The organism is Actinokineospora sp. UV203, assembly GCF_056323665.1.
This window is the reverse complement of record NZ_CM150484.1, coordinates 3,953,561-3,977,242: the sequence shown is the minus strand read 5'-3', so window position 1 is coordinate 3,977,242 and position 23,682 is coordinate 3,953,561. Positions and strand designations below refer to the sequence as shown.

Genomic DNA, 23,682 nt, shown 5'->3' with positions numbered 1-23,682 from the left:
GTTATCCACAGGGTCAGGTTCGGGGGTGTTTGCCGAGGTGGTGCGGTGTGCGCTCGTCGGCGTCGATTTCCACCGTGCGCTCGCGTTCCTCACGCAGGATGGTGGACAGCGTCTGGTTCGCCCGACGCAGGGTCCAGACCAGGAAGGCCGCCAACACCACCGCGGTCACGATCCACAACGCCGTCATACCGATCATCTCGCCTCGCCCTAGGCCCTTACCTCACAAGGTTCCCACCGGACCGGGCGTGGAAACAGCACATTTCGGTCATTGCCGGTTCGGATCAACGGATTCCGCTCCAACGGAGCAACCCGTTACACCGTGTGTCACGGAAGTTCGGCCCCGATGGCCTCTTCGGGGGTCGGATGGACGGTCTTCTCGTCGGATTTGGCGGGCAGCGTCTCCCGGGCGGGCAGCCAGACCATGGCCGCGGCCAGCGACAACGCGCCGGTGGCGACGAAGGCGGCGGTGTAGGACAGCCGGTCCGCGAGCATGCCCGCGATGACCGGGCCGAGGATGGCGCCGATGTCGGCGACCATCTGGAACGACGCCAGGACCTGGCCGCCGCGGGCCTTGCCGATGACGTCGGCGACGGCGGCGCTCTGCGGCGGGCTGAGGATGCCGGTCCCGATCCCCGCGATGGCTGTGACCAGCAGGAACGCCGGCACCGACGTGGTGTAGCCGATCGAGATCGTGGCCAGGCCCGCGACCGTCAGCCCGATGAGCACCGGCGGTTTGCGCCCCCACCGGTCCGACAGCTTGCCGGAGAACACCAGCATCGCGACGTTGCCCGCGGCGAACACGGCGAGCGCCGTCCCCGCGAAGGAGTCCTCTTTGTTCAGCACCTCGGTGATGAACAGCGGCATCAGGGAGACCCGGACGCCGAAGGCTGTCCAGCCGTTGGCGAAGTTCGAGGCGAGGGCTGCCCGGTAGCCGCTGTCGCGCAGCGCGGTCCGCAGCGGCATTCCGGGCTGCGGGTCGTCGTTCGCCGACGCGATGAGGGTGGAGTTCCGCAGCGCCAGCCACACGATCAGGATGGCGACGACGAGCGCCCCCGCGTAGGCGAGGAACGGCGCGCGCAGCGAGATGGTGATCAGGCCGCCGCCGACGAGCGGGCCGACGACGGTGCCGAGCAGGAAACTGGTGCCCCACAGCCCGGTGGCCTTGCCGCGCACCCCCGCGGGGGTCAGGTGGATGAGCAGCGCGATGCCGGACACGGTGAACATCGTGGAGCCGATGCCGCCGAGCGCGCGCACGGTCACCAGTTGCCAGTAGTCGTCGGCGAACGCGCAGGCCCCGGTGCTGGCCGCCACGATCCACAGGCCGATCAGGTACACCCGCCGCTCGCCGATGCGGCTGAGCAGGGCGCCCGCGGCTGGCGCGAAGACTAATCGGGCCACCGCGAAGGCGCTGACCACAATGGACGCCGCGGTGACGCTGACGTTGAAACTGCGGGCGAAGGTGGGCAGCGCGGGCGCCACCAGACCGAAGCCGATCGCGATCACGAAGTTGGCCGAGACCAGCACCCACACTTCACGGGGGAGGGTCTCGGGCCGTTCCACCGTTGCAACTGACACCCGAGACCGCCCCCAGAGAAGTTGTTCAGCGCGCGCACTGTAGGTCGGGATGACCCGATCGGGTCAACCCGATTACCCACGCGCGCATTCCGTCAGCCGATGTCCCGCCGGCGGAATCCCGCGATTCCCAGCCCGAAGAGCAGGATCGCGACAGCGGAGAGCCACAGGAACGGCGTCGCGGTGAACTCCGCGCCCGGGAGTTTGGGCACGTGGGTGAACGGCGAGACGTCGAGCACCGGCCGGCTGAGCCGCAGCGCGGGCCCGAACAGGGTGATCAACGCGAACACCCCGACCACGGCCCACGCGGCGGTCGTCGCCCTCGGCAGCAGTCCGAACAGCAAAGCGGCAACCGCTCCCGCGACCCAGACCGCCGGTAGCTGCGCGAGCGTCCCGACGAGGATGCCGCCGACCTGCCCGAGGTCGCCGACCCGCAGACCGTGCGCGAGGCCCATCGAGAGCCCGGAGAACGCGAGGAGCACCGCGGAGCCGACCACGGCGAACGCGAGGTGGCTCACCACCCACGAGACGCGGCTGACGCCGGTCGCGAGGACCGGTTCGGCGCGCTCACCGGTCTCCTCGGATCGCGCGCGTAGTGCCGCCTGGGTCGCGTACATCGCTGTGACGATCCCCAACATGCCCGCGATGGCGGCGATGAACGAGTCGACGAGAGTCTGGGCCGCGCCCATCCGCTGCATGATCTCGCGAATCTGCTCGTTGCTTCCCACAAGGTCGACGATGCCGTTGGCGATCGACCCGAACACCGCCGCCATGATCACCGCGCCGATGGTCCAGCCGAGCAGGGCGCCGCGCTGCAGCCGCCAGGCCAGCCCGAACGCGTTCGACAGCGACGCGGGCGCGTTGACCGGTCCGGGCTTGCCGGGCAGCAGTCCCGCGCCGAGGTCGCGCCGGGAGACAAGCTGGTAGGCGCCCGCGGCGAGCACGGCGGTCGCGACCACCGCGAGACCGAGGGGCCACCACTGGTCCTCGATGAACGGCTTCGCGCGCTGCGGCCACGCCAGCGGGGACAGCCACGACAGCCAGTCGAGCGAGACGGTCGAGTCGCCGACACCGCGGACCAGGAACGAGCCGCCGAGGATGGCGCACGCGATCCCGTTCGCGGAACGCGAGTACTCGGTGAGCTGCGCGGTCACCGCGCTGATCGCGGTGAACACGAGACCCGCGCTCGCCACCCCCAGCCCGAGCACGAACGAGCCCGACGCGCTCAGTCCAGCCCCGGTCAGGCCGAGGCCGATGGCCAGCCCGATCACCACGTTCGCGCCCGCGGCGGTCGCGATGGCCGCGGTCAGCGCGGCGTGCCTGCCGACGACGCCGGACCCGATCAGTTCGAGCCTGCCGCTGTCCTCCTCCGCGCGAGTGTGCCGAGTGACGGTGAAGATGCTCATCAGCGCGGCGAACAACGCGAGGAACAGCCCGTAGCGCCACGCGGTGAACCCGCCCGCGGTGCTCAGGTCGTACGCGGGCCCGTAGAGCACCGCGAGCGACGGGTTCGCGCCCGCCGAGGTGTTGAGCATCGCGCGCGACGGCGCGTCGGGATAGAGCTGTTCATAGGCGGCGACCGTGGTGGCCGGTGTCAGGCCGAGCAGCACGATCCAGATCGGCAGGATGATCCGGTCGCGGCGCAGCGCGAGCCGGATGAGCGTCCAGGTTCCGGTCATCGCGCCACGTCTTCCTGGTAGTGGCGCATGAACAGCTCTTCCAGCGTCGGTGGCTGGCTGGTCAATGACCGAACACCGGAGTGAGTGAGCGCGCGCAGCGCGGCGTCGAGTTCGTGGCTGTCCACGTCGAACGACACGTGGTGGTCATTGACCTTGAGGTCGTGCACACCGGCGAGCGACGTGAGTCCGTTCGGGGGCGTGGCGAGCTCGGCGGTGATCGTCGTGCGGGTCAGGTGGCGCAGCTCGGTCAGCGTGCCGGTCTCGACCGTGCGGCCGGCGCGGATGATGCTCACCCGGTCGCACAGGCTTTCCACCTCGGCGAGGATGTGGCTCGACAGCAGCACCGTGCGGCCGCGGTCGCGCTCCTCGGCGACGCACTCCTGGAACACTGACTCCATCAGCGGGTCCAGGCCCGAGGACGGCTCGTCGAGCAGCAGCAGCTCCACGTCGGAGGCCAGAGCGGCGACTAGGGCGACCTTCTGCCGGTTGCCCTTGGAATACGTGCGCCCCTTCTTGCGCGGGTCGAGGTCGAACCGTTCGAGCAGGTCCGCGCGCCTGCGCTTGTCCAAGCCGCCGCGCAGCCTGCCCAGCAGGTCGATCACCTCGCCGCCGGAGAGGGTGGGCCACAGGGAGACGTCACCGGGCACGTAGGCCAGCCTGCGGTGCAGCTCGGTGGCGTCGGCCCACGGGTCGCCGCCGAGCAGGGTCGCGCTGCCCGAGTCGGCTTTGAGCAGCCCGAGCAGGACCCGGATTGTCGTGGATTTGCCCGAGCCGTTGGGGCCGAGGAAGCCGTGGACTTCCCCGGTCTTCACCGTGAGGTCGAGCCCGTCGAGCGCACGGGTCCGGCCGAAGGTCTTGACCAGGCCGGACACCGAGATTGCGGTTGTCATGATTCAGAAGTTACTCTTGTTTCACAATTTTATGAATATTTAAACGACGATGCGACCTGAGAAGGTGAACCCGTGACCGATTCCAGGGATGACGATGTGGCGCGCTTCGTGGAGCGCTTCGCACTGCTGCTCTCCGAAGCAGGGATGGCACGGATGCCCGCTCGGGTGTTCACCCGCCTGCTCGCCACCGACTCCGGCCGGATGACAGCCGCCGAACTGGCCGAAGCGCTTGACGTCAGCCCCGCCGCGGTCTCCGGCGCGGTGCGGTACCTCGACCAGGTCCACCTGATCCACAAAGGACGTGAGCCGGGCGAGCGGCGCGACCACTATGCCGTCGACGACAACACCTGGCTCGAAGCGATCACCAACCGCGACAAGCTCTACGACGCCTGGAACTCCGCGCTCACCGACGGCGCGGAAGCGCTCGGCACGGACTCGCGCGCGGGCAAGCGGATAGACGACACGCGCCGGTTCTTCCAGTTCCTCAAGGTCGAGACGGCGGCTATGCAAGAGAAGTGGCGCGCGCAGGAAGCGGCCCGCTGATGCGCGCGACCCTCGCCACCGCCGCGCTGCTTCCGGTGCTGGCGGTCCAAGGCCTCACCATGCGCCGCACCATTCCGCGGCTGCCCGGTGCCGAAGGCCCGACCACGGGGGCAACCGGGGCGGGCGACCCGCTGCGGCTGGCCGTCCTCGGTGAGTCGACCGCCGCCGGGGTGGGCGCGCGCACTCATGACGTGGGCCTGGCAGGCCGACTCGCGGCGGCCCTCGCCCGCCGCGGACACGCGGTGAGCTGGCAGGTCTCGGCGAGGATCGGCGCCAACGCCCACGTCACCCGCACCGAGTTGGCACCCGCCCTGGACCCGGCCGACATCGTGGTCGTGGTGCTCGGCGTCAACGACGTGATCGAGTTTCACTCCGCCGCCCGCTGGACCCGCGACCTGCTGCGGCTGCTGATCGACCTGCGCGTGACGCACGGCCGGATCGTGCTCGCCGGTGTCCCGCCGATGGCCCGCTTCCCGGCGCTGCCCCGGCCGCTGCGCTCGGTCCTCGGCCTGCGCGCCGCCGAGCTCGACGCGGCGGCCGCGCGCGTCGCCCGGCGGGTGCCGGGCGTCGCGCACGTCCCGCTGCCGCACGAGTTGATCGACGGCGACCTCTTCTGCGCCGACCGGTTTCACCCGTCCGAGGGCGGCTACACCTTGTGGGCCGAGGGGCTCGCCGTCAGCGCTGCGCCGCGCTGAGCAGCTTGCGGCTCAGCAGCTTGATGCCCTTGTTCAGACCGAACCGGAGGAACGGTCCGGTGCCGGGCACCAGTTCGGTGAAACTCGCCCGCCACACGACATCCGTGCCGCCGTCTTCGCGCGGGGTCAGCGTGATCTCACCCTGGTAGTCCTTCATCGGCGACGGCGTCCGCAGCGCGTAGACGTGGCGGCGGTCCTGCTCGTAGGCCAGGGTCTCCTCACGCACAAGCACCGGCTTGCGGCCCAGCAGCCGCACCCCGCCGACCCCGCCGGGCGCCGGGTCGCCGAGCCGCTCCATCGAGGAGTGCGCGATCACCGGCCCCGCCCACTCCGACCAGCGAGCGCCGTCGGCGACCAAGGCGAAGATCGTCGCCGCGTCCGCGCGGCTGCTCGCGGTGACCTCGACGGCGTAAGTCTGTCGGCTGCTGACCATGAAATGCCTCCTGTGCGCGGGAACCTCATCGTTACACGCGCGCGCGTAGCGTCGGGCGCATGACCTCAGGGGAGACCGCGCTCGCGGACGAACTGCTGGACGCGCTGATGGACGCCGACCCGCTCGGCGCGAGCCTGATCGGCCTGCCCGGCTACGACGACCGGCTGTCGGATCCGTCGGAGGAGGCCGAGCGGGCACTGCGCGCGAAGATCGCCGATATCGCGGCCAGGGCCGCGGACTCGACCGACGTCACCGGGCAGGTGGTCGCGCAGCAGGCCCGCGCGGCGATCGACCGGATCGACTCGCGGATGATCGAGTTCACGATCTCCGACTTCTTCGTCGGACCCGCCGCGGCGCTGCTCACCTTCCTGCCGATGGTCGCGCTGCCCGACGCCGGGCGCGCGAAGTCCTACCTGACCCGGCTGCGCGCGGTCCCCGAGCACCTCGGCGGGGTCACCGAGCGCCACCGCGCGGGGATCGCCGCCGGGCGGGTGCCCGTGCGCAGGCTCGTCGACGCCGCGGTCGCGCACCTGGACCGCTACCTCGGTTCACCGGACACCGACCCGCTGCTCTCGCAGCAGTTCGACGACGCGGAGTTCAACGCCGAGCGCGCGCGGATCGTCGCCGACCTGGTCCGGCCCGCGTTCGCCCGCTACCGCGACGCGCTCGCCGAGGAGTTCGCCCCGCACGGCAGGTCCGACGATCGCCCCGGCTTGTGCGCGCTGCCGGACGGCGAGGCCGCCTACGCCTGCCTCTCACGGGCGCACACCACGACCGACCGCACCCCGGAGGACCTGCACCAGACCGGCCTCGACCTCATCGCCGCCCTGCGCGAGGAGTACGCGGAGATCGGCGAGCGGGTGTTCGGCGTGCGCGACCAGGCCGAGATCTTCCAGCGGATGATCACCGACCCGGCCATGCGCTGGCGCGACGGTGAGGAATTGCTCGCGCACGCGCGCGCGACCATCGAACGGGCTGAGGCCGAGGCGCCGAAGTGGTTCGGCACGCTGCCCGGCCAGCGCTGCCAGGTGCAGCCGGTCCCCGCCGCCGAGGCGCCCGGCGGGCCCGCGGCGTACTACATGCCGCCGTCGCTCGACGGGCTGCGGCCCGGGGTGTACTTCGCCAACACCGACCGCGCCCACGAGCGCGACCGGTTCGTCGCCGAGGTCACCGCGTTCCACGAAGCCGTGCCGGGGCACCACTTCCAGCTGACCATCGCCCAGGAGCTGACCGGCCTGCCGATGCTGCGCAAGCTCGCCGACGTCAACGCCTACACCGAGGGCTGGGGGCTCTACACCGAGCGGCTGGCCGAGGAGATGGGCCTCTACAGCGGCGATGTCGACCGCCTCGGCATGCTCTCGATGGACTCGCTGCGCGCGGCGCGGCTGGTGGTGGACACCGGGCTGCACGCGAAGGGCTGGAGCCGGGAGCGGGCGCTGTCCTACATGCGCGAGAACACCCCGCTGTCCGCGCTCGAGATCGGCAACGAGGTCAACCGGTACATCGCGTACCCGGGGCAGGCGCTGTCCTACATGGTCGGAAGGCTCGAGATCCTGCGTATCCGCGCGGCGGCCAAAGACCGGCTGGGCGAGGCGTTCGACATCCGTCGGTTCCACGATCTGGTTCTAGGCGGCGGGCCGCTGCCGCTGTCGGTGCTCGCGGAGGTTGTCGAGCGCTGGGACGGCTAGTTCCGCCGCGTGCTCTCGATGATCGCGCGGATGGTCGCGCCGGGCAGTGTCTTCGGGCTGTCCGGTCCGCCCGCCACGTCGTTGGTGACCACCAGCAGGGCGGCGCCGCGGTCGCCGAGTTCCGTCGCGAGAACCATCACCTCGGCTTCCTTCGGCAGGCACGCCGCGTCGGCCTTCGGGCTGATCTTCGCCGTCACCACCACCGCCGCCTTGCCGTCGACCGGCGTCGACTCGACGGCGGGCGGGCCGACCTGGGCGCTGGGGTAGTAGGTCTCGGCGAAAGCCTTGGCGAAGGTCGCGGCGGTCGAGTCCAGGGAGAGGGGCTTGCTCGTCTTGCTCTGTGCCGCCGCCCCGACCACGCGCGCCCGGGCGCGTCGGGTGCCCGCACAGTCGTAGGCGCCGTACTCGGCGGCCCCGGTGAAGCTGACGCCGAGAACCTCGACGGCGCCATTGGACGCCACCCAGTCCGTCGGAACCGCGTAAGTCAGTCGGGCCGGGGTGTTGACGATGGGGCTGGTCGACGGCGGGACGCTCTTGGTGGCCGGGACAGGCGGCAACGCGGGGACCGCCTCAGGGGTACCGCCATCGCGGTTGATAACGCCGATGGCGATAACGGTTCCGACAATGGCGATGATCGCGATGACGCTCAGCGTCGCGGGCAATAGCGACCTGGTCGGAGGGGGCAATTCGGTGAAAGTGGACAGTGGCGGCGAGCCGCTTACCTGGGGGTCTTCACGCATCGGATCTTCACTCGGCCAACCGGTCACGCACCGACCCTAGTGCCGTTGCGACAACCCCGTATTCGTTTCCAGCGGCGGCAATCCACTTCGATTTCACCCAGCGTGACTGTCCACCCCGTCAGGGGTCACCCCAGTGCGGGGGTGGCTACAACTCTGAGTAGAGTTCGGCCCGCTGGAGTGGATGATCTTACTCAATGGAGTGGGTTGATCTATTCGGGGAAACAGCAGCGGCGGGCATTGCGCATCCACGCCGCATCCATCGTTCGCAGGATCGTCGTTTGCAGGGTCGTCGTCGGATCTGATCAAGGAGAATCCATGGGAACTCGCTTCCCGCTGCGCCGCGCCGGCGCCGTGTTCGCCGCCACGGCGGCCACCCTGGTGCTGGCCGCCATGCCCGCCTCGGCCGCCGACCCCGCCAAGGGGAAGTGGCTGGAGAACGAGGGCACCCGAGGCGTGGGCGTGCGCGTCAGTCCCACCTGGGTGACCGAGCCGGTGCTGTCGAAGTTCCGACTTTCCGATGGCTCGACGCTCGACGTGTACTGCGTGGAGATCCACGTCCGTGCCACCGGTGATCGCGACATGGTCGAGGTGCCTTGGGACAAGCACCCCACGCAGGCCTTCCGCAACAACGGCGGAAAGATCAACTGGGTGCTGCACAACAGCGTCCCGCGCAAGGACCTGAAGGACCTGCGGGCACTTCCCGGTCTCGAGGACCTCGACGAGGCCGAAGCGATCGGAGCCACCCAGGCGGCGATCTGGCACTTCAGTGACGGCGTCAACGTCGTCGAGTCCGACCCGACCCCGAACAACCCGGGTGCGGCCAAGGACGTCCTGGCGCTCTACAAGCACCTGGTGGGCTCCGCCACCGCGATCGCGCCCAAGCCCGCGCCGGAGCTGAAGATCAGCCCCGAGAGCGCGAAGGGCGTGGCGGGCGAGCTGGTCGGCCCGTTCAAGGTCGCCACCAACGGCCCGGTCGCCGAGATCGTGGAGTCGCTGCCCGAGGGCGTCACGGTCACCGACAAGGACGGCAAGGAGCTTGCCGCGAAGGACATCAAGGACGGCGCCGAGCTGTTCCTGAAGGTTCCGGCGGACGCGAAGGCCGGTGACGGCTCGTTCGTCCTCAAGGGCATGTCGCAGGTCGAGATCGGCAGGCTCTTCATGGTCGAGGGCTACGCGGACAAGCGCGCGCAGTCGCTGATCGTCGCCGACTCGTCGGAGCTCAAGGTGGAAGCCACCGCCAAGGGCGACTGGAAGGCCGCGCCGGTCACCACGACGACGCCGACCACCAGCCCCGAGACCACCACCCCGGCCCCGACTACCCCGGCGCCGACCACGACTCCCGCCCCAACCCCGCAGGGCTCCGACCTGCCGGACACCGGCGCGTCGATCCTGGTCCCGGCGCTGATCGGCCTCGGCCTCGTCGGCGCGGGCGCGGGCGCGCTGATCTACCAGCGCCGCCGCCGCTCCGCCTGAAGATGATCTGAGTGAGGCCCCGCCGGAGCAGTCCGGTGGGGCCTCACCCATGTGCGCGCCGGGTCGCGGACTGAGCCGAAATGAGTAAGTTGAGCCACGCGGAGCAGCTTCCGCAGTGGGATGGCAAGACTTGGTTGGGTACCCTGCACGGGTGCGCGCCCGAGTCGGGGAGTGCGTGAGGAGCACTGAATGGGTATCGACTTCAACGAGCTCAAGAACAAGGCCGCTGGTCTTGTCGAGGAGCACGGGGACAAGATCGAGCAGGGCGTCGAGAAGGCGGGCGAGTTCGCCAAGAGCAAGTTCGGCCACGACGCGCAGGTGGACGGTGTCGTGAACAAGGTCCAGGACATGATCCCGGACAAGCCCGGCGCCACCCCTGAAACCCCCCAGGGCAACCAGGCGTGAGTTTGGACAGGCAGAGCGACGAGCGGGCCCTTCCGCAGGGAGGGGCCCGCTCCGCTGCCGCGCGCAAACCCTCGATGGTCACCTGGCAGTGCGACAGCCCGGCCCGGCTGGAGTCCGTCCGCCTGCTGGTCAGCGACAGCAGGCTGCGCGCGTCCGGCCGGATCATCGCCGCCGCCGCCGAGTCTGACGCGGCCGGCGGGTTTTCGGAGGCGTTCAGCGCGTCGTTCGAGGCCTCCGTGGAGGGGGACACCGCGGGCAGGCTGCTGCTGCGGACCACGACGTCCGAGAACGAGCGCCAGATCTCGCTGAGCCGCACCGAGGACGGCGTCTGGCTGGTCGACCGCGACGGGGTGTCCCGGCGCGACGAGTTCGACGGGTCCGTGACGGTCGCCGTCGCGGGCGCGATCACGTTCCACACGCTGCCGATCCGCAGGCTGGGGCTGCACCGGATCGCCGGTGCGGCCGAGCTCCCGGTCGTGTTCGTCGCGCTGCCGGACCTCGCGGTGAGCTTGGTCCGGGCGACCTACCGGACCGTGTCGGTCACCGAGGACGGCGCGGTCATCGAGTTCACCGGCGCCGGGACCACCAGCACGCTGGTCGTCGACGCGGACGGAATCGTCATCGACCACGAAGGCGTCGGCCGCCGGGTCTAGATCCGGAACGGCGCATAGGCCACCGCGAACGCCGCGCGCGGGTCCACCCCGATCGCCTTGATCTCAATCATGTGCGCGCCCGCGGGCAGACCCGTGGTGTCCACGGCCAACCGCCACACACCCGCCGCGCCAGGGCCGTCGGCGACCGTGGGAATGCCGGCGATCCGCTGGTCATCGAGCCGCACCTCGATCCCGGCAAGACCGGCCAGCTCGCCGCCGAGCCGCTGCCCACCGGGCCCGTCGGCGGTCACCTCCAGCACCAACCGTCCCCGCGGAACCAGCGCGTCCTGACCGATCACCTGCCCCGCCGCGTCGAGGAACCGCGCGCTGGGCCGGGCCAGCGCGAGCCGAGTCAGGGCCAGGGGCACGTCGGTGCCGGACCCGCTGACCGCCGACACCGCGCCCGGCGGGGCGGTCAGCTCCACCGACGCGCTGACCACCCTGGCCGCGCCCTCACCGCGCCGAATCGGGCCGCGCACCCGGATGGGGAGCGCCCGGCCGTCGGCTCGCATGACGAGCGCGTCGGCGGGCAGGTCGGCGACGATCGGGTACCGGACACCGCGCGCCTGGGTCTGGCCGGCGACCGCGGGTCTGGCCGGGAACTCGCGACCGCCGACTTCGACGGTGAACTGGTCCTCGGCCGGAGCGCGGTTCGTCGGCACGAGAGTGATGCGGAGCTGCCCACCGGTAGCGCCTTGGACGCGCGCTCCGTCGGACGGGGTGAACAGGCCGGTCCCCGCTTCGACGACGGACCGGCCGGTGTCCAGGACCGGCGGCACCACCAGGACCGGGACCGACGTCGGCGCCCCCAGGAACCCGATCAGGTCGACCGCCGCGTGCAGGCCCGTGGGACCGCTGACGAACCCGACCAGGATGGTGGCCTCCCGCCACGCCGGAACGGCGTCATTTGTCGCGACGACCTTCCCGTCCCGCATGAGCCGCACACCGTCGGTGCGGACCACCACCTCCCAGCGGACGCTGACGCCGATCTCTGCGGGAGCCATCGGGCTGAGGTCGGCGGTGACGCCGCTGCGGGTCATGCCGGGGGCCGCCCGGATCTCGGCGGTGGCGGTGGCCTCCCCGGTGACGCGGACGCGGATCGTGCCCGGGGGCAGCGTCGGGTCCTCGTGGGAGAGGGCGAACGGTCCACCGACGAGGTCGGCCGGGCCGGGGACCAGGTCGATCGTCAGCTCGCCTGCCTGCCCGGGGTGGTCGGTCTCCACCACGACGCGCCCCAACTCGCCGTCGGCCGGGTTGTCGTGGAGTTTGAACGGGGCACGCGGGCGCAGGACCAGCGGCTCCGTGCCGCACTGGCCGCTGATCACCATGCGCTTCCCGTCACTGCCCTCGCCCCTCGTGGCGCGTCCGCAGTCCGAGGTCCCGCCCAGCCGCCAGCGCTGCGGCTCGGGGACGACCCGGGAGCTGAACCGGTCGAAGAAGGACCAGGCGGGCTCGTTGTCCGGGGCCTTCGGCGCCGCGCTGACGACGGCCGGGAGGGAGCGCCGACCGAAGGCGTCGACGGTCCGGACCTCGATCTGATACGGCGTGCCGTTTTCCAAGGCGTCGAGTTGGGCGACCGGCTGGGAGAGGAGGCGGACGTTGTCGACCGTGCCGTAACGCCCCCAGCGGATCTCATATCCCGCGGCCCGTTCCGGTTCCGGTTTGCCGGTGCGTTCCGATCCCCACGCGACAAGCAGCCGCTGCGGGCCGGGGACGACGCTGAGGCCCGCGGGCTGGGCGGGTGGAGTGCCGGGCGCGGGGAGGACTATGCCGTGCGCGGCGAACTCTTTGACCGATGTTTGCGGAGGTGGAACTGGGCGTGGACCTGATTCGGTGGGTTCAGGAGCGCGCAGGAGCGCTATCGCCGCGCCGATCACCGCCAGGCCGCCCGCGACTATCGCGACCCGGCGAAGCGTGCGGCGCTTGGGTAAGGCGGGCTCTTGGAGATCCACCGACTCAACGTATGACTGTTCAGGTGATAGCTCACTTTTCGTTGCCGAGCCGATATCTCAATGCTGGAGCACGGGCAGTTCCGCGACCGCGATGTCGTCGGTGAAAGCGACCACCCGCCCGCCTTGGACGCCGACCAGCTGCAGCTCGTCGATCGCGTCCCGACCGGTGAGGTCGACCGTGACCCGCTCGGTGTCCGCGGACCGGATATCGACCAGCTGCGCGCGGCCACTGTGGCCCGCGCGGATCGTGGCGCCGAGCGATCCGGTGGAGGCGAGCGCGCCCCGCGCGGCGCCGAGTTTGCCCAGGGCGTCGTCGACGGCCGCGAGCAGCGCCGGGCGGTTTCCCTCGCACATCGCCAGGACGAGTTCGGGGCGCGACCCCATGACCCGGGTGCCGTCGCCGAAGGAGCCGGCGGCGAGCGCGAGGGCCAGCGGACCACCGTCGGCCCCGCATGAGGCGAGAACCGCGGCCAGGACATGTGGCAGGTGCGAGATCCGGGCGACCGCAGCGTCGTGCTCGTCGGCGGTGACCGGGACGACGTGGGCGCCGCAGTCGATGGCGAGGTCGGCGGCCGCGCGCCAGGCCGTCAGGTCGGTGTCGTCATCGGCGACGACGACCCACGCGGCGCCGCGGAACAGGTCGGCCGAACTCGCCGACCAGCCCGACGCCGACGTCCCGGCCATCGGGTGTCCGCCGGCGAACCGGGTTTCCGGCGCGTGCCGGGCGACCGCGTCGGCGACCGGGCCTTTGACGCTGACCACGTCGGTGAGCAGGCAGTGCGGTGCCACGTCGGCGACCTGGCGCAAGACCTGGTCGACCGCGGGGAGCGGGACCGCGAGCACGACCAGCGCGTCCTCGTCGGCCGCGCGCTTGAGGGCGTCGGTGACGGAGGCGACGGCAAAGCCGTCGGCGGCCGCGGCGTCCGAGTCGGCGGTCGAGCCGGTGGCGCCCCACACCGTTCTGCCTGCTGCTGCCGCGGCCCGCAGGACCGAACCGCCGATGAGACCCAACCCGATCACGCACACCGATCGCATCTGGCCATCCTGCCTTAGGACATGATCTACCCCGACAACGCGTCCAGCGCGAAGGCGGCGTAGATCGCCACGCCGTGGGCGAGGGCGGCTTCGTCGAAGTGGACGCGGTTGGAGTGGTTCGGCGCGGCGTCGGCCGGTTCGGTGCCGGGCGGGCAGGCGCCGAGGAAGGCCATCGCGCCCGGGACCTGCCGCAGGACGTAGGAGAAGTCTTCCGCGCCCATCAGCGGGTTGGGCAGGACGGCGGAGTAGCGCTGGCCCAGCACCTCGGCGGCCAGGGCGATGACGCGGTCGGCAACGTCGCCGTCGTTGACCGTCACCGGGTAGCCCGGCTTCACCCACGCCTCGACGGCGCAGCCGTGCGCGGCGCCGACGTGCTCGCAGACGCGGATGATCTCCTCGACCATCGTCTTGCGGGTCTGGTCGGACAGCGTGCGCAGCGTCCCCTCCAGCAGCGCCGTCTCCGGAATGATGTTGGTCGTGGTCCCGGCGGTGATCTTGGCGACCGTGACCACGGCGGGCTCGAACACGCTGATCCGCCTGGTCACCGCCGTCTGCAGCGCGCCGACCATCGCCGCGGCGGCCGGGATCGGATCGAGCGCGTCGGCGGGCATCGAGGCGTGGCCGCCGCGGCCGGTGACCTTGACGTGGAACGAGTCCGCGCCCGCCATGATCGGGCCCGGCCTGCACCGGATCACACCGGAGAGCTCCTTGGACGTGATGTGCAGGGCGAGGGCCTGCTCGACCGGGGTGCCCGCGACGTCGAGCAGGCCCTCGTCGAGCATGAACCGGGCGCCGTGGTGGCCCTCTTCGCCCGGTTGGAACATGAAGACGACCTGGCCCGCGAGGTCGGCGCGGCGGGCGTGGAGCAGCAGCGCGGCGGACGCGAGCATCGCGGTGTGGGTGTCGTGGCCGCAGGCGTGCATGGTTCCGGGCTCGGTCGACGCGTACTCCAGACCTGTGTCCTCGGTCAGCGGGAGCGCGTCCATATCGCCACGAAGGAGCACGGTGGGACCCGGACGGGCGCCGCGGAGCACCGCCACGACCGAACCGACGGCGTTTCCTTTCACGATCTTGAGGTCAAGACCCTCCAGGGCGTGCAACACTGCCGCTTGCGTTTTCGGCAGCAAGAGTCCCTGTTCGGGATGCTTGTGGAGCTGCCTGCGCAGGGAGACTGTTTTGGGCTGCAGCGCGTGGGCGGCTTGGAAAAGGCCGCTGAACCTCGAGTCGTGCGGCATATTCATCTCTCGATAGTGTCATCGACCCCCAGTTAGGGGGACTGCTTCTTCCGGGTGACCTCTTAGCGGAATACGGTGTGTGCATGTCGGAGCAGGAGCCGGTAACGGGCTTCGGAGTGACGGTCGTCCGTGAGGACGGCAAATGGCGTTGCGAACCGATGGACGCCTCGTCGTTGCGCGAGTTGGACGCGGCGATAACCGAGCTGCGCAAGGCGCGGTCGACCGGCGCGGTGTTCGGTCTCCTGGCCATCGATGACGAGTTCTTCCTGCTGTTGCGCCCCAGCCCCGGCGGCGTGTCGCTGCTGCTGTCAGACGGCGCCGCCGCGCTGGACTACGACATCGCCGCCGACGCCCTGGACCTGCTGCGGGTCGACCCGCCGGAGGACGAGGACGAGGTCTGGCCGGAGGGGTCGCTCGACATCCTCGCCGACCTGGGCCTGCCCGCCGCCGAGATGCAGGTGATCATCGACGAGATCGACCTGTACCCGGACGAGCAGCTGCAGATGATCGCCCAGCGTCTGGGCTTCGCCGACGAGTACGCGAAGCACCTCGACACCATCCTGCAGTGATCCCCGAGGTCGACATGGTGCGGGCGGCGATCACCGCCGCCCGCCAGGCCGAGGCGACGGGCGACATCCCTATCGGCGCGGTGGTCTTCGACCCGGACGGCAAGGTCCTGGCGTCGGCGTGCAACGCCCGTGAAGCCCTCGGCGACCCGACAGCGCACGCCGAGATCCTCGCGCTCCGGGCCGCGGCGGCGACGTTCGGGGACGGCTGGCGGCTGGCCGGGTGCACGCTCGCGGTGACCGTGGAGCCGTGCACCATGTGCGCCGGGGCGCTGGTTCTGGCACGTATCGAACGGGTGATTTTCGGGGCCTGGGAACCCAAGACCGGGGCCGTCGGCTCCCTATGGGACGTCGTGCGTGACCGCAGGCTCACGCACCGTCCGGAAGTCATGGGCGGTGTTCTGGAGGCCGAGTGCGCGCAGTTGCTGGAGGCTTTCTTCGCCTCCCGGCGATGATGTGACTCCCATCACATTCATGTGGGATTGGGCCGAATGCGGGACACCCCTTGACTGAGGGCGAATCAGCCCTCGGACAGGGAGGATTGTCCGATGAGTGTGTTCGACAAGGCCAAGGACAAGGCTGAGCAGGCACTGGGTCAGGCCAAGGAGAAGCTGGGTCAGAAGACCGGCAACGAGGACCTCGAAGCCTCGGGCAAGGCCGACCAGGCTGAGGGCAGCATCAAGGAAGCGGGCCACGACCTGCGCGACAAGGCAGGCTCCGCATTCGAGGACGCCAAGGACAAGCTGCGGCGCGACTGACCACCGCACGTCCTCCGAGTCCGCCGTCGACCCGATCGACGGCGGACTCGTCGCGTTTGGGCACACCCGCTGACGGCACGCCCACGGCGTTCGGTAATCTCTTTCGCGGTGGCGTGTCCGAGCGGCCGAAGGAGCGCGCCTCGAAAGCGCGTGACGGGTAACCCCCGTCCGTGGGTTCAAATCCCACCGCCACCGCCAGCCAGAACGCCGGTTCCTCTTGGGACCGGCGTTCTGCTATTCGGCTCCGTTTCCAACCTCATCCGCAGCGGTTACGGGCCCTTATTCCTCACCCGGCGTGGGGATGATCAGCCCTCACGGGCCTTTCACTGTTAACCAAACAGGTGAAGGATGCCGGGACCGCAGTGAGGAAGGAACACTCTGTGAGAACCCCCCGGTTAGTGCTGCTCGGCACCGCCCTGTCGCTCGGCGCGGTCGCCGTGGCCACTCCGGTCGCCACCGCCGCGCCCAGTGCGGGCGCGATGATCGCCGAGGTCTACGGCGGCGGCGGTAACTCCGGCGCCACGCTGACCAACGACTTCATCGAGTTGGGCAACGCCGGCTCGACCAACGTCCCCCTGGCAGGCTGGAGCGTGCAGTACCTGCCCGCTTCCGCGAGCGCGGCCAGCCCATGGCAGGTCACTCCGCTGACCGGCGCGCTCGGTCCGAACGGTCGATATCTCGTCGCCGAGGGGGCTGGGGCGGGCGGCACCGTCGCGCTGCCCACGCCGAACGCCACCGGGTCCATCCCGATGTCGGCGACCGGCGGCACGGTCGCCCTGGTCAACGCGACGACCGCGCTGACCTGCAAGACCGCCGCCGACTGCGCTGCCGACCCGCGCGTCGTCGACCTGGTCGGGTACGGCGCCGCGGTGGTCCGCGAGACCGCGCCCACGTCCGCGACGAGCAACACCACATCGGCGGCCCGCCCCGCGCTGACCGACACCGACAACAACTCCGCGGACTTCGTGATCGGCGCGCCCACGCCGACCAACGCCGCGGGTGAGACGCCCGGTGGTGGCGGTCCCGCGCCGACCCCGGCGAAGATCAACGAGATCCAGGGCGCGGGCCACCTGTCCGCGATGGACGGCGTCAAGGTCAGCACCACCGGTGTCGTCACCGCGGTCCGGGCCTTCGGCTCTTCGCGCGGCTTCTGGGTGCAGGACCCGCAGGCCGACGCGAACCCGGCCACCAGCGAGGGCCTGTTCGTCTTCACCGGCTCGACCACCCCGAACCTGGCCGTGGGCGACGCCGTCACGGTCGTCGGCACGGTCGACGAGTTCTACCCGGACGCGTCCCCGGCGTCCTCGGTCATGCTCGCCACGACCGAGCTGACCAGCGCCACCTGGACGGTCAACTCCAGGGGCAACGCGCTTCCCGCCGCGGAGGTCCTTACCCCGACCACCGTCCCGGACGCCTACGCGCCGAGCCCCGGCGGGTCTATCGAGGCCCTGCCTCTTGACCCGGCCGCGTTCGCGCTCGACTTCTACGAGTCCCGTGAGGGCATGCGGGTCCAGGTCGACAACGCCCGCGTCGTCGGCGCGACCACCTCGTTCAACGAGGTGTTCGTCACAACCAAGCCGGACCAGAACCGCTCCGCCCGCGGCGCGACCGTCTACACCGGCTACGACGACCCCAACAGCGGCAGGCTGCAGGTCCTCTCACTGATCCCGTTCGCGCAGCGGCCTTTCCCGCAGGCGAACGTTGGCGACACGCTGGCCGGTGCGACCGCCGGTCCGGTCGACTTCAGCCGCTTCGGTGGCTACGTCGTGCAGGCCACCGAGCTCGGCACGCTGGTCTCCGGCAACCTCCAGCCCGAGGTGACCCGGGCCGAGCGCGGCGGCGAGGTGTCCGTGGCGACCTACAACGTCGAGAACCTCTCCCCGGTCGACTCGCAGGCGAAGTTCGATCGCCTCGCGCGGGCGATCATCACCAACCTGGCGACACCGGACATCCTGTCCCTGGAGGAGATCCAGGACAACACGGGCCCGGTGAACAACGGCGTCGTCGCGGCGGACGAGACGCTGCGCAAGTTCAGCGACACCATCGTCGCCCTCGGCGGACCGCGCTACGACTGGCGGCAGATCGACCCGATCGACGGTAAGGACGGCGGCCAGCCCGGCGGCAACATCCGGGTCGCGTTCCTGTTCAACCCGGCTCGGGTGTCCTTTGTGGACAAACCGGGTGGCGACGCGGTCACCCCGATCGAGGTCACCCAGGGCGAGTTCCCGTTCCAGGCCAAGCTTTCGATCTCCCCGGGCCGCATCGAGCCGGGCGACGAGGCGTGGGCGAACAGCCGCAAGCCGCTGGTCGGCGAGTTCACCTTCCGCGGCAAGCCGGTGGTCGTGGTGACCAACCACTTCAACTCCAAGGGCGGCGACCAGCCGCTGTTCGGCCGCTTCCAGCCGCCGAACCGGACCTCCGAGGTGCAGCGGCTCAAGCAGGCCGCGCTGGTCAACGCGTTCGCGCGCAAGATCACCGACATTGATCCGTTCGCGAACCTGGTGGTGCTGGGCGACATCAACGACTACCAGTTCTCCCCCGTGATGGCGAAGCTGACCGAGGGCGGCGCGCTGCGGGCGCTGATCGACGACCTGCCCGTGACCGAGCGCTACAGCTACGTCTTCCAGGGCAACGCCCAGGCGCTCGACCACATCACGGTGAGCCCGTTCATCTTCCGGACGGACTACGACATCGTGCACATCAACGCCGAGTTCGCCGACCAGGCGAGCGACCACGACCCGCAGGTCGTGCGGTTCCACCCGACCAGCATCCCCTGGCCGAGCGACTAGTCGCACGACCACAGCGGGCCCGCGTCACGGTGACGCGGGCCCGCTGTGCTTTGGTGGTCTTAAAGCGACAAGCAGAGAAGGTGAGCAGATGAGCGACCGCCCGGCTCGGCGAGACCCGTCGAAGTTGGTGGAAGCCGCAGGTTTCCGTGACTACGTCCGCGACGACTGGGGTCCGGCCGACCGTCGGGTCCGCGTGGTCCCCGGCGCCGCGGAGGCCGCCGCCGCCCACCGCGCCCGGCTCTCCGCCGCGTTCCCCGGCAAGCGCATCGCCGTGGGCGCGGGTCGCGCGCCCGTGCGATCCAACGACACGGACTACGAATTCCGTGCCGACAGCGACTTCGCCTGGCTCACCGGCTGTTACGCCGAGGGCGCCGTGCTCGTCATGCACCCGGTCGGCGACGGCCATGACGCCGTCCTGCACCTGCGCGAACCCGCCGGACCGGCCGAGGCGGACTTCTTCGCCAACGCCCGCGACGGCGAGCTGTGGATCGGCGCCGCCCCCGGCCTCGCCGAATGGGCCGACGCCCTCGGGATCGCCTGCCGTCCGTTGGAGGAACTGCCCAAGGTCCTGCGCGGGCAGCTGCCCGAGGTACTCGCCGCGAAGGGTGTGGAGCCGCTGCTCGACGCGCTGGTCGGCGCGCACAGCGCCGAGCTGCGCACCACCCTCGCCGAGCTGCGGCGGATCAAGGACGACTGGGAGATCGGGCAGCTCCAGGCCGCCGTCGACGCGACCGTGCTCGGCTTCGCCGACGTCGCCCGCGAACTCCCCGAAGCCGTGCGCGGCGGCGGTGAGCGCTGGTTGCAGGGCACCTTCGACCGGCGCGCCCGCACCCTGGGCAACGGCCCCGGCTACGCCTCGATCGTGGCCGCGGGCGAGCACGCGCCGGTCCTGCACTGGACCCGGTGCGACGGCCCGGTCGCAGAGGACGGCGTGCTGCTGCTCGACGCGGGTGTCGAGATGGGCACCCTCTACACCGCCGACGTGACCCGGACGTTCCCCGTGTCCGGCGAATTCAGCGACGCCCAGGCGCGGGTTTACGACTTGGTTTACGAAGCGCACGTCGCGGCGATGGCTGAGGTTCGCCCGGGTCGCGAATACAAGGCGTTCCACGACACCGCGATGCGGGTGCTCGCCGAGGGCCTGCACGACTGGGGCCTGCTGCCGGGGTCGGTCGACAAGTCCCTCGACCCGCAGGGGCAGCACCACCGCCGCTACATCGTCTGCGGAGTCGGTCACCTGCTTGGCCTCGACGTGCACGATTGCGCCCGCGCGAGCGCGGAGTCGTACCACGAAGGGGTGCTCGAAGAAGGCATGGCGCTGACCGTCGAGCCCGGCCTGTACTTCCACCCGAACGACCTCACCGTGCCGCCGGAGCTGCGTGGAATCGGTGTTCGGATCGAGGACGACCTGATCGTCACCGCCACCGGCAACCAGGTCATCTCCGACGCGCTGCCCATCACCCGCGACGGCATAGCCGAGTGGGTCCGCGCTCGCGCAGGTAGCCTCGGCTCCTAAGTGGAGTACACGTTCAGGGGAGCGAAGGAGGGCGTCGTGTCGAACACAGACCACGACACTCGCACGGAGAACGAGGTCAAGGCAGGTAAGCACGCCGCCCCGGAGGGAGCCGAGCGGCATCCGCTGATCGACTTGTCCAGGGACCCGAACCCGGGTCGGGCGGATCACGCCGCGCCGGACGACGAAGCCTGATCTACCAGGTGAAACGCAGGTCATCCGACAGGATGGCCTGCGTTTGTCGTACCGGGGGTGCACCATGGCCCCATGCGAACACATGATCGAGAGACGCGGGGGTCGGTCGCGGTGCTCGCGGCCCGGCTGACCGAGGCCGCCGCGGTGCGGTCGCGGGGCACGCCCCGGGCCGTCTCGGCTTATGTCCGCGACGTGGTCGCGCACGGGCCGGAACAGGCCGGGGCCGCCGCGGCGTCCGCGCTGGGGCACACGGTCGAGCTGCTCTGGCGGCGCGGCTGGCTGCCCGCCGATGTCGTGGCGGCCACACCGCGCTCGCTGTCCACCCTCGTGGTCGATGTGGTCGCGGCGCAGACCGCCCAGTACCGGCAGCTCCATCCGCGCTGGCGCCACCAGCTCGCGGAGATCGGCGCGGAGGTCTGGTGGACCGGCGCGCACCTGCCCCACTGGGCTGAACGCAAACGCTTGTCCCTGGCGGACGCCCTGGCCAGGGTGGTCGACCTCATCGCAGCGCTGATGGTGCTGCCGCAACTTCCCCACCTGGTCCCCGGGCCGGGGGAGTCCTTCGCCCGCGACACCAAGCCGACCGGCGTGGACGCCCGGGTGCTGATCCGGGTCCGTGGCCTGCTCGCGAAGGCGGAGTCGACGGCGTACCCGGAGGAAGCGGAGGCGCTCTCGGCCAAGGCCCAGGAGCTGATGGCCCGCTACGCGTTCGAGCAGGCCGTGGTGGAGGGCATCGACGACCGCCCACAGGACGCCGCCGCCCACCGCTTATGGCTCGAAGCGCCCTACCAGGGACCGAAGGCGCAGCTGGTCGACGTCGTCGCGGGCGCGAACCGGTGCCGGGCGGTGTTCTACCCGAAGCTCGGGTGCGTGGTGCTGGTCGGCCACGAGACCGACGTGGAGATCGTCACCATGCTGTCCCGGTCCCTGCAGGTGCAGGCCGAACACGCGCTGAACGGGTCACCGTCGCGCAGCCGGGCGTACCGGCACTCGTTCCTGGTCGCCTACGCGCACCGCATCCGTGAGCGACTCGCCGGGGCGGGAGCACAGGCGGCTTCGGGCGACACCCGGCTGGTGCCGGTCCTGGCCAAGCGGGACGCGGCGGTGACGGCCAGGTTCGAGGCGATGTTCCCCGGCGTCCGCGTCCGCCGCTCGTCGGTGAGCAGCGCCGACGGCTGGGGCGCGGGCCTGATCGCCGCCGACCGGGCCGACCTGCACCCGAGCCGCAGGCGGATAGCGGGCTGATCCGAGGGCTGGGCCGGGGGGAGGGGGTTAACGCATTCCGCGACGGCTCGCGTCAGTGCGGCGAGCCTGACCCAGGACAGGGCGAAACGGGCCCACCGGTCACCCGGTAGGCCCGTCCACAGTGGTCGATCAGTCTCCGGTCACGCGGGGATGGTCAGCACCTGACCCGGGTGGATCATGTCCGGGTTGGCGACACCGCTGGCCTGCGCGATCTTCATGTACTGGTTCGAGTCGCCGTAGAACTGCTTGGCGATCTTGGACAGCGTGTCACCCGGCTCGACCGTGTAGGTCTGGGTCGCGGGGGCGGCGGGCGCGGCCTGCGCCTGCGGGGCCGACTGGGCGGGCTCGGGCTGCGGGGTGTTGCTGGCCCACACGTTGGTGCCGCCCTGGCGGACGCACAGGTTGCCGTCGTTCTCCAGCACCAGGCGGGCGCCGTCCTTGCCGCTGGTCTCGCTCGACCACACGGCCTCGCCGTTTTCCTTGTACAGCACGAAGTTTCCGTCGGCCTGCATCTCGGCCCGGACCGCGCCGGAGCCCTTGCCGTTGGCCGACCAGGTGGGCATGCCCTCCGTCGCCAGGACCAGGTTGCCGTCGTCCTGCATCTCCAGGTAGTGCCTGCCGTTGGCGGAGTGAATCTTCTGGCCCACGGCCAGGCTCGAACCGGATTCCAGTGCGTCAGCCACGTGATTTCCTTTGCTCTTCGACGATAACCGCGACCTGGGGCCGCGGGCCGAGGTTAAGTCCGCGACACCCATCCCCGCGCGTTGGTGGACGCGGTGCGCCAGGCCTCGGGTTGCGTGCGCTTTCCCTGCGCCGCAACAACTCCTGGTCATCGTTCACCGGGCCGTCATGGGACATATTCACCCGACCGGGGGGTTTCCGGTGAACGTTGGGCCCCGAAGGGTGCGCCGCTCCGAACCTGCGTCCGACCTCCCGTTTTGGGTGGCCAAACCCGCCTGCGGTACCCTCTTGCGCGTTGGAGGATTCGCATAGTGGCCTAGTGCGCACGATTGGAAATCGTGTGATCAGGTGCGCTGTTGTAGCCTCCCAAAACCCCTGGTCGGCGTCAATAACGATCTCGGTAATCGTGTGGCCTTCGCCCCCCGCGTTCGCTCGGTTCGTTGTGGACTCCCGACAGTTCAAGGCGTCGTGCGGCGCCCACGCTGACGGCCCACCGGGTAAGCGAGCAGGTCACCAGGCGCGCGGGCATCGCGCGGCCCGCCTATGTCCGGCTTACCGGCTTTGGAGGCCCTGGCGTCGGCCCTTCCGGCGGGCGCCGCTACGGGGTCGGTGCCCATGGATAAGGGGCCGTCCCGAACGGAACGGCCCCTAATTCTGTCGGTTTTCGATTACACGTTCTCGCTACTGGTCGCAAGCGAGCGCACGAAGGCTCGGAGCTGCGCAGGCTTGATGACCATTGCAGGACCGTTCGGATTCTTGCTGTCGCGGATCGCCGCCCAGCCGTCGGTTTGGGCAAGCTCTACACACTGACCGAGTCCCCCGCTACGGCTACTCTTGCGCCACCTGACGTTGCGGGCGATCTCGACGCACTGCCCTTCGCCGCCACTGTGGCTGCTCTTGCGCCAGGTGGCGCCCACCAGGGACGCAGACGGCACCCACATG

The 23,682-nt window shown here is 70.5% G+C and carries 24 protein-coding genes and 1 tRNA gene; 14 read left to right on the top strand and 11 right to left on the bottom strand.

Features of this window, described 5'->3' with window-relative positions:
• Positions 1-13: 13 nt before the first annotated feature.
• The 4 genes from ACUZ2Y_RS18915 to ACUZ2Y_RS18900 all read right to left on the bottom strand — a co-directional run bounded on the left by ACUZ2Y_RS18915 (position 14) and on the right by ACUZ2Y_RS18900 (position 4,141).
• Positions 14-196, bottom strand: coding sequence for a hypothetical protein (locus tag ACUZ2Y_RS18915; protein ID WP_476320717.1), 183 nt, complete (start codon positions 194-196; stop codon positions 14-16).
• A 128-nt stretch (positions 197-324) separates the two neighbouring features.
• Positions 325-1,560 (bottom strand): MFS transporter, encoded by a 1,236-nt coding sequence (locus ACUZ2Y_RS18910; RefSeq protein ID WP_476320715.1) that lies wholly within the window; start codon positions 1,558-1,560, stop codon positions 325-327.
• Between the two features lie 107 nt (positions 1,561-1,667).
• A complete protein-coding gene (locus tag ACUZ2Y_RS18905; protein ID WP_476320713.1) occupies positions 1,668-3,251 on the bottom strand; it encodes an ABC transporter permease in 1,584 nt (527 codons plus the stop codon).
• On the bottom strand, positions 3,248-4,141 hold the full coding sequence (locus ACUZ2Y_RS18900) for an ABC transporter ATP-binding protein (RefSeq protein ID WP_476320711.1): 894 nt from the start codon (positions 4,139-4,141) through the stop codon (positions 3,248-3,250). Before ACUZ2Y_RS18900 ends, ACUZ2Y_RS18905 begins: the two co-directional genes overlap by 4 nt.
• Positions 4,142-4,213: 72 nt before the next feature.
• Between ACUZ2Y_RS18900 and ACUZ2Y_RS18895 the strand changes: the two genes are divergently transcribed.
• Both ACUZ2Y_RS18895 and ACUZ2Y_RS18890 read left to right on the top strand, forming a co-directional pair.
• Complete coding sequence (locus ACUZ2Y_RS18895; RefSeq protein ID WP_476320709.1) at positions 4,214-4,684, top strand: GbsR/MarR family transcriptional regulator; 471 nt, start codon at positions 4,214-4,216, stop codon at positions 4,682-4,684.
• Complete coding sequence (locus ACUZ2Y_RS18890) at positions 4,657-5,379, top strand: GDSL-type esterase/lipase family protein (protein ID WP_476320707.1); 723 nt, start codon at positions 4,657-4,659, stop codon at positions 5,377-5,379. Before ACUZ2Y_RS18895 ends, ACUZ2Y_RS18890 begins: the two co-directional genes overlap by 28 nt.
• Here ACUZ2Y_RS18890 and ACUZ2Y_RS18885 read toward each other — a convergent pair.
• Positions 5,360-5,812: an SRPBCC family protein gene (locus ACUZ2Y_RS18885; protein ID WP_476320705.1), complete on the bottom strand. Its 453-nt coding sequence runs from the start codon at positions 5,810-5,812 to the stop codon at positions 5,360-5,362. The genes ACUZ2Y_RS18890 and ACUZ2Y_RS18885 overlap by 20 nt on opposite strands.
• A gap of 59 nt (positions 5,813-5,871) precedes the next feature.
• On the opposite strand from ACUZ2Y_RS18885, the gene ACUZ2Y_RS18880 reads away from it, so the two are divergent.
• Entirely contained in the window at positions 5,872-7,500 is a 1,629-nt protein-coding gene (locus tag ACUZ2Y_RS18880) for a DUF885 domain-containing protein (protein ID WP_476320702.1), read from the top strand.
• Here the strand turns inward: ACUZ2Y_RS18880 and ACUZ2Y_RS18875 are convergent.
• Positions 7,497-8,240 carry a DUF8017 domain-containing protein gene (locus ACUZ2Y_RS18875; protein WP_476320699.1) on the bottom strand — a complete coding sequence of 248 codons (744 nt, stop codon included), beginning with the start codon at positions 8,238-8,240 and terminating at the stop codon, positions 7,497-7,499. The genes ACUZ2Y_RS18880 and ACUZ2Y_RS18875 overlap by 4 nt on opposite strands.
• Positions 8,241-8,555: 315 nt before the next feature.
• On the opposite strand from ACUZ2Y_RS18875, the gene ACUZ2Y_RS18870 reads away from it, so the two are divergent.
• The 3 genes from ACUZ2Y_RS18870 (at position 8,556) to ACUZ2Y_RS18860 (ending at position 10,771) form a co-directional block, all read left to right on the top strand.
• Positions 8,556-9,713, top strand: coding sequence for a thioester domain-containing protein (locus tag ACUZ2Y_RS18870; RefSeq protein WP_476320697.1), 1,158 nt, complete (start codon positions 8,556-8,558; stop codon positions 9,711-9,713).
• Positions 9,714-9,902: 189 nt separating this feature from the next.
• Positions 9,903-10,118 (top strand): antitoxin, encoded by a 216-nt coding sequence (locus ACUZ2Y_RS18865; protein ID WP_476320694.1) that lies wholly within the window; start codon positions 9,903-9,905, stop codon positions 10,116-10,118.
• Positions 10,115-10,771, top strand: coding sequence for a putative glycolipid-binding domain-containing protein (locus ACUZ2Y_RS18860; protein ID WP_476320691.1), 657 nt, complete (start codon positions 10,115-10,117; stop codon positions 10,769-10,771). Before ACUZ2Y_RS18865 ends, ACUZ2Y_RS18860 begins: the two co-directional genes overlap by 4 nt.
• Here ACUZ2Y_RS18860 and ACUZ2Y_RS18855 read toward each other — a convergent pair.
• From ACUZ2Y_RS18855 to ACUZ2Y_RS18845, 3 genes are read right to left on the bottom strand one after another with little or no spacing between them, the layout of a single operon-like run.
• On the bottom strand, positions 10,768-12,723 hold the full coding sequence (locus ACUZ2Y_RS18855; protein WP_476320688.1) for a hypothetical protein: 1,956 nt from the start codon (positions 12,721-12,723) through the stop codon (positions 10,768-10,770). The genes ACUZ2Y_RS18860 and ACUZ2Y_RS18855 overlap by 4 nt on opposite strands.
• A gap of 57 nt (positions 12,724-12,780) precedes the next feature.
• Positions 12,781-13,758: a prephenate dehydrogenase gene (locus ACUZ2Y_RS18850; protein ID WP_476320686.1), complete on the bottom strand. Its 978-nt coding sequence runs from the start codon at positions 13,756-13,758 to the stop codon at positions 12,781-12,783.
• A 26-nt stretch (positions 13,759-13,784) separates the two neighbouring features.
• On the bottom strand, positions 13,785-14,993 hold the full coding sequence (locus ACUZ2Y_RS18845; RefSeq protein WP_476331926.1) for a M20 metallopeptidase family protein: 1,209 nt from the start codon (positions 14,991-14,993) through the stop codon (positions 13,785-13,787).
• A gap of 83 nt (positions 14,994-15,076) precedes the next feature.
• Here ACUZ2Y_RS18845 and ACUZ2Y_RS18840 point away from each other — a divergent pair, with 83 nt between their 5' ends.
• From ACUZ2Y_RS18840 to ACUZ2Y_RS18805, 8 genes are all read left to right on the top strand, one after another.
• A complete protein-coding gene (locus ACUZ2Y_RS18840) occupies positions 15,077-15,562 on the top strand; it encodes a tRNA adenosine deaminase-associated protein (protein WP_476320683.1) in 486 nt (161 codons plus the stop codon).
• Positions 15,563-15,576: 14 nt separating this feature from the next.
• The gene (locus tag ACUZ2Y_RS18835) at positions 15,577-16,014 is read left to right on the top strand and encodes a nucleoside deaminase (RefSeq protein ID WP_476331924.1); all 438 of its coding nucleotides are present in this window, start codon (positions 15,577-15,579) and stop codon (positions 16,012-16,014) included.
• 93 nt (positions 16,015-16,107) lie between these two features.
• Positions 16,108-16,317, top strand: coding sequence for a CsbD family protein (locus tag ACUZ2Y_RS18830; protein ID WP_476320680.1), 210 nt, complete (start codon positions 16,108-16,110; stop codon positions 16,315-16,317).
• Positions 16,318-16,424: 107 nt separating this feature from the next.
• Positions 16,425-16,515 (top strand) — tRNA-Ser (locus tag ACUZ2Y_RS18825).
• Positions 16,516-16,679: 164 nt separating this feature from the next.
• On the top strand, positions 16,680-19,106 hold the full coding sequence (locus ACUZ2Y_RS18820) for a hypothetical protein (RefSeq protein WP_476320677.1): 2,427 nt from the start codon (positions 16,680-16,682) through the stop codon (positions 19,104-19,106).
• Between the two features lie 88 nt (positions 19,107-19,194).
• Positions 19,195-20,622 carry an aminopeptidase P family protein gene (locus tag ACUZ2Y_RS18815; protein ID WP_476320675.1) on the top strand — a complete coding sequence of 476 codons (1,428 nt, stop codon included), beginning with the start codon at positions 19,195-19,197 and terminating at the stop codon, positions 20,620-20,622.
• A gap of 36 nt (positions 20,623-20,658) precedes the next feature.
• Positions 20,659-20,814 (top strand): hypothetical protein, encoded by a 156-nt coding sequence (locus ACUZ2Y_RS18810; protein ID WP_187219816.1) that lies wholly within the window; start codon positions 20,659-20,661, stop codon positions 20,812-20,814.
• A 72-nt stretch (positions 20,815-20,886) separates the two neighbouring features.
• On the top strand, positions 20,887-22,059 hold the full coding sequence (locus ACUZ2Y_RS18805) for a DUF2786 domain-containing protein (RefSeq protein ID WP_476320670.1): 1,173 nt from the start codon (positions 20,887-20,889) through the stop codon (positions 22,057-22,059).
• A 140-nt stretch (positions 22,060-22,199) separates the two neighbouring features.
• Here ACUZ2Y_RS18805 and ACUZ2Y_RS18800 read toward each other — a convergent pair whose 3' ends face one another.
• On the bottom strand, positions 22,200-22,742 hold the full coding sequence (locus ACUZ2Y_RS18800) for a LysM peptidoglycan-binding domain-containing protein (protein ID WP_476320667.1): 543 nt from the start codon (positions 22,740-22,742) through the stop codon (positions 22,200-22,202).
• 666 nt (positions 22,743-23,408) lie between these two features.
• The gene (locus tag ACUZ2Y_RS18795) at positions 23,409-23,681 is read right to left on the bottom strand and encodes a DUF397 domain-containing protein (protein WP_476320664.1); all 273 of its coding nucleotides are present in this window, start codon (positions 23,679-23,681) and stop codon (positions 23,409-23,411) included.
• Position 23,682 lies beyond the last annotated feature (1 nt).

Bases quoted from the DNA above. Each gene is read 5' to 3' on its own strand.
- ACUZ2Y_RS18915 (WP_476320717.1), bottom strand. From the start codon at position 196: ATGATCGGTATGACGGCGTTGTGGATCGTGACCGCGGTGGTGTTGGCG.
- ACUZ2Y_RS18905 (WP_476320713.1), bottom strand. From the start codon at position 3,251: ATGACCGGAACCTGGACGCTCATCCGGCTCGCGCTGCGCCGCGACCGG.
- ACUZ2Y_RS18900 (WP_476320711.1), bottom strand. From the start codon at position 4,141: ATGACAACCGCAATCTCGGTGTCCGGCCTGGTCAAGACCTTCGGCCGG.
- ACUZ2Y_RS18885 (WP_476320705.1), bottom strand. From the start codon at position 5,812: ATGGTCAGCAGCCGACAGACTTACGCCGTCGAGGTCACCGCGAGCAGC.
- ACUZ2Y_RS18880 (WP_476320702.1), top strand. From the start codon at position 5,872: ATGACCTCAGGGGAGACCGCGCTCGCGGACGAACTGCTGGACGCGCTG.
- ACUZ2Y_RS18875 (WP_476320699.1), bottom strand. From the start codon at position 8,240: ATGCGTGAAGACCCCCAGGTAAGCGGCTCGCCGCCACTGTCCACTTTC.
- ACUZ2Y_RS18870 (WP_476320697.1), top strand. From the start codon at position 8,556: ATGGGAACTCGCTTCCCGCTGCGCCGCGCCGGCGCCGTGTTCGCCGCC.
- ACUZ2Y_RS18865 (WP_476320694.1), top strand. From the start codon at position 9,903: ATGGGTATCGACTTCAACGAGCTCAAGAACAAGGCCGCTGGTCTTGTC.
- ACUZ2Y_RS18850 (WP_476320686.1), bottom strand. From the start codon at position 13,758: ATGCGATCGGTGTGCGTGATCGGGTTGGGTCTCATCGGCGGTTCGGTC.
- ACUZ2Y_RS18845 (WP_476331926.1), bottom strand. From the start codon at position 14,993: ATGCCGCACGACTCGAGGTTCAGCGGCCTTTTCCAAGCCGCCCACGCG.
- ACUZ2Y_RS18840 (WP_476320683.1), top strand. From the start codon at position 15,077: ATGTCGGAGCAGGAGCCGGTAACGGGCTTCGGAGTGACGGTCGTCCGT.
- ACUZ2Y_RS18835 (WP_476331924.1), top strand. From the start codon at position 15,577: ATGGTGCGGGCGGCGATCACCGCCGCCCGCCAGGCCGAGGCGACGGGC.
- ACUZ2Y_RS18830 (WP_476320680.1), top strand. From the start codon at position 16,108: ATGAGTGTGTTCGACAAGGCCAAGGACAAGGCTGAGCAGGCACTGGGT.
- ACUZ2Y_RS18815 (WP_476320675.1), top strand. From the start codon at position 19,195: ATGAGCGACCGCCCGGCTCGGCGAGACCCGTCGAAGTTGGTGGAAGCC.
- ACUZ2Y_RS18805 (WP_476320670.1), top strand. From the start codon at position 20,887: ATGCGAACACATGATCGAGAGACGCGGGGGTCGGTCGCGGTGCTCGCG.
- ACUZ2Y_RS18795 (WP_476320664.1), bottom strand. From the start codon at position 23,681: ATGTGGGTGCCGTCTGCGTCCCTGGTGGGCGCCACCTGGCGCAAGAGC.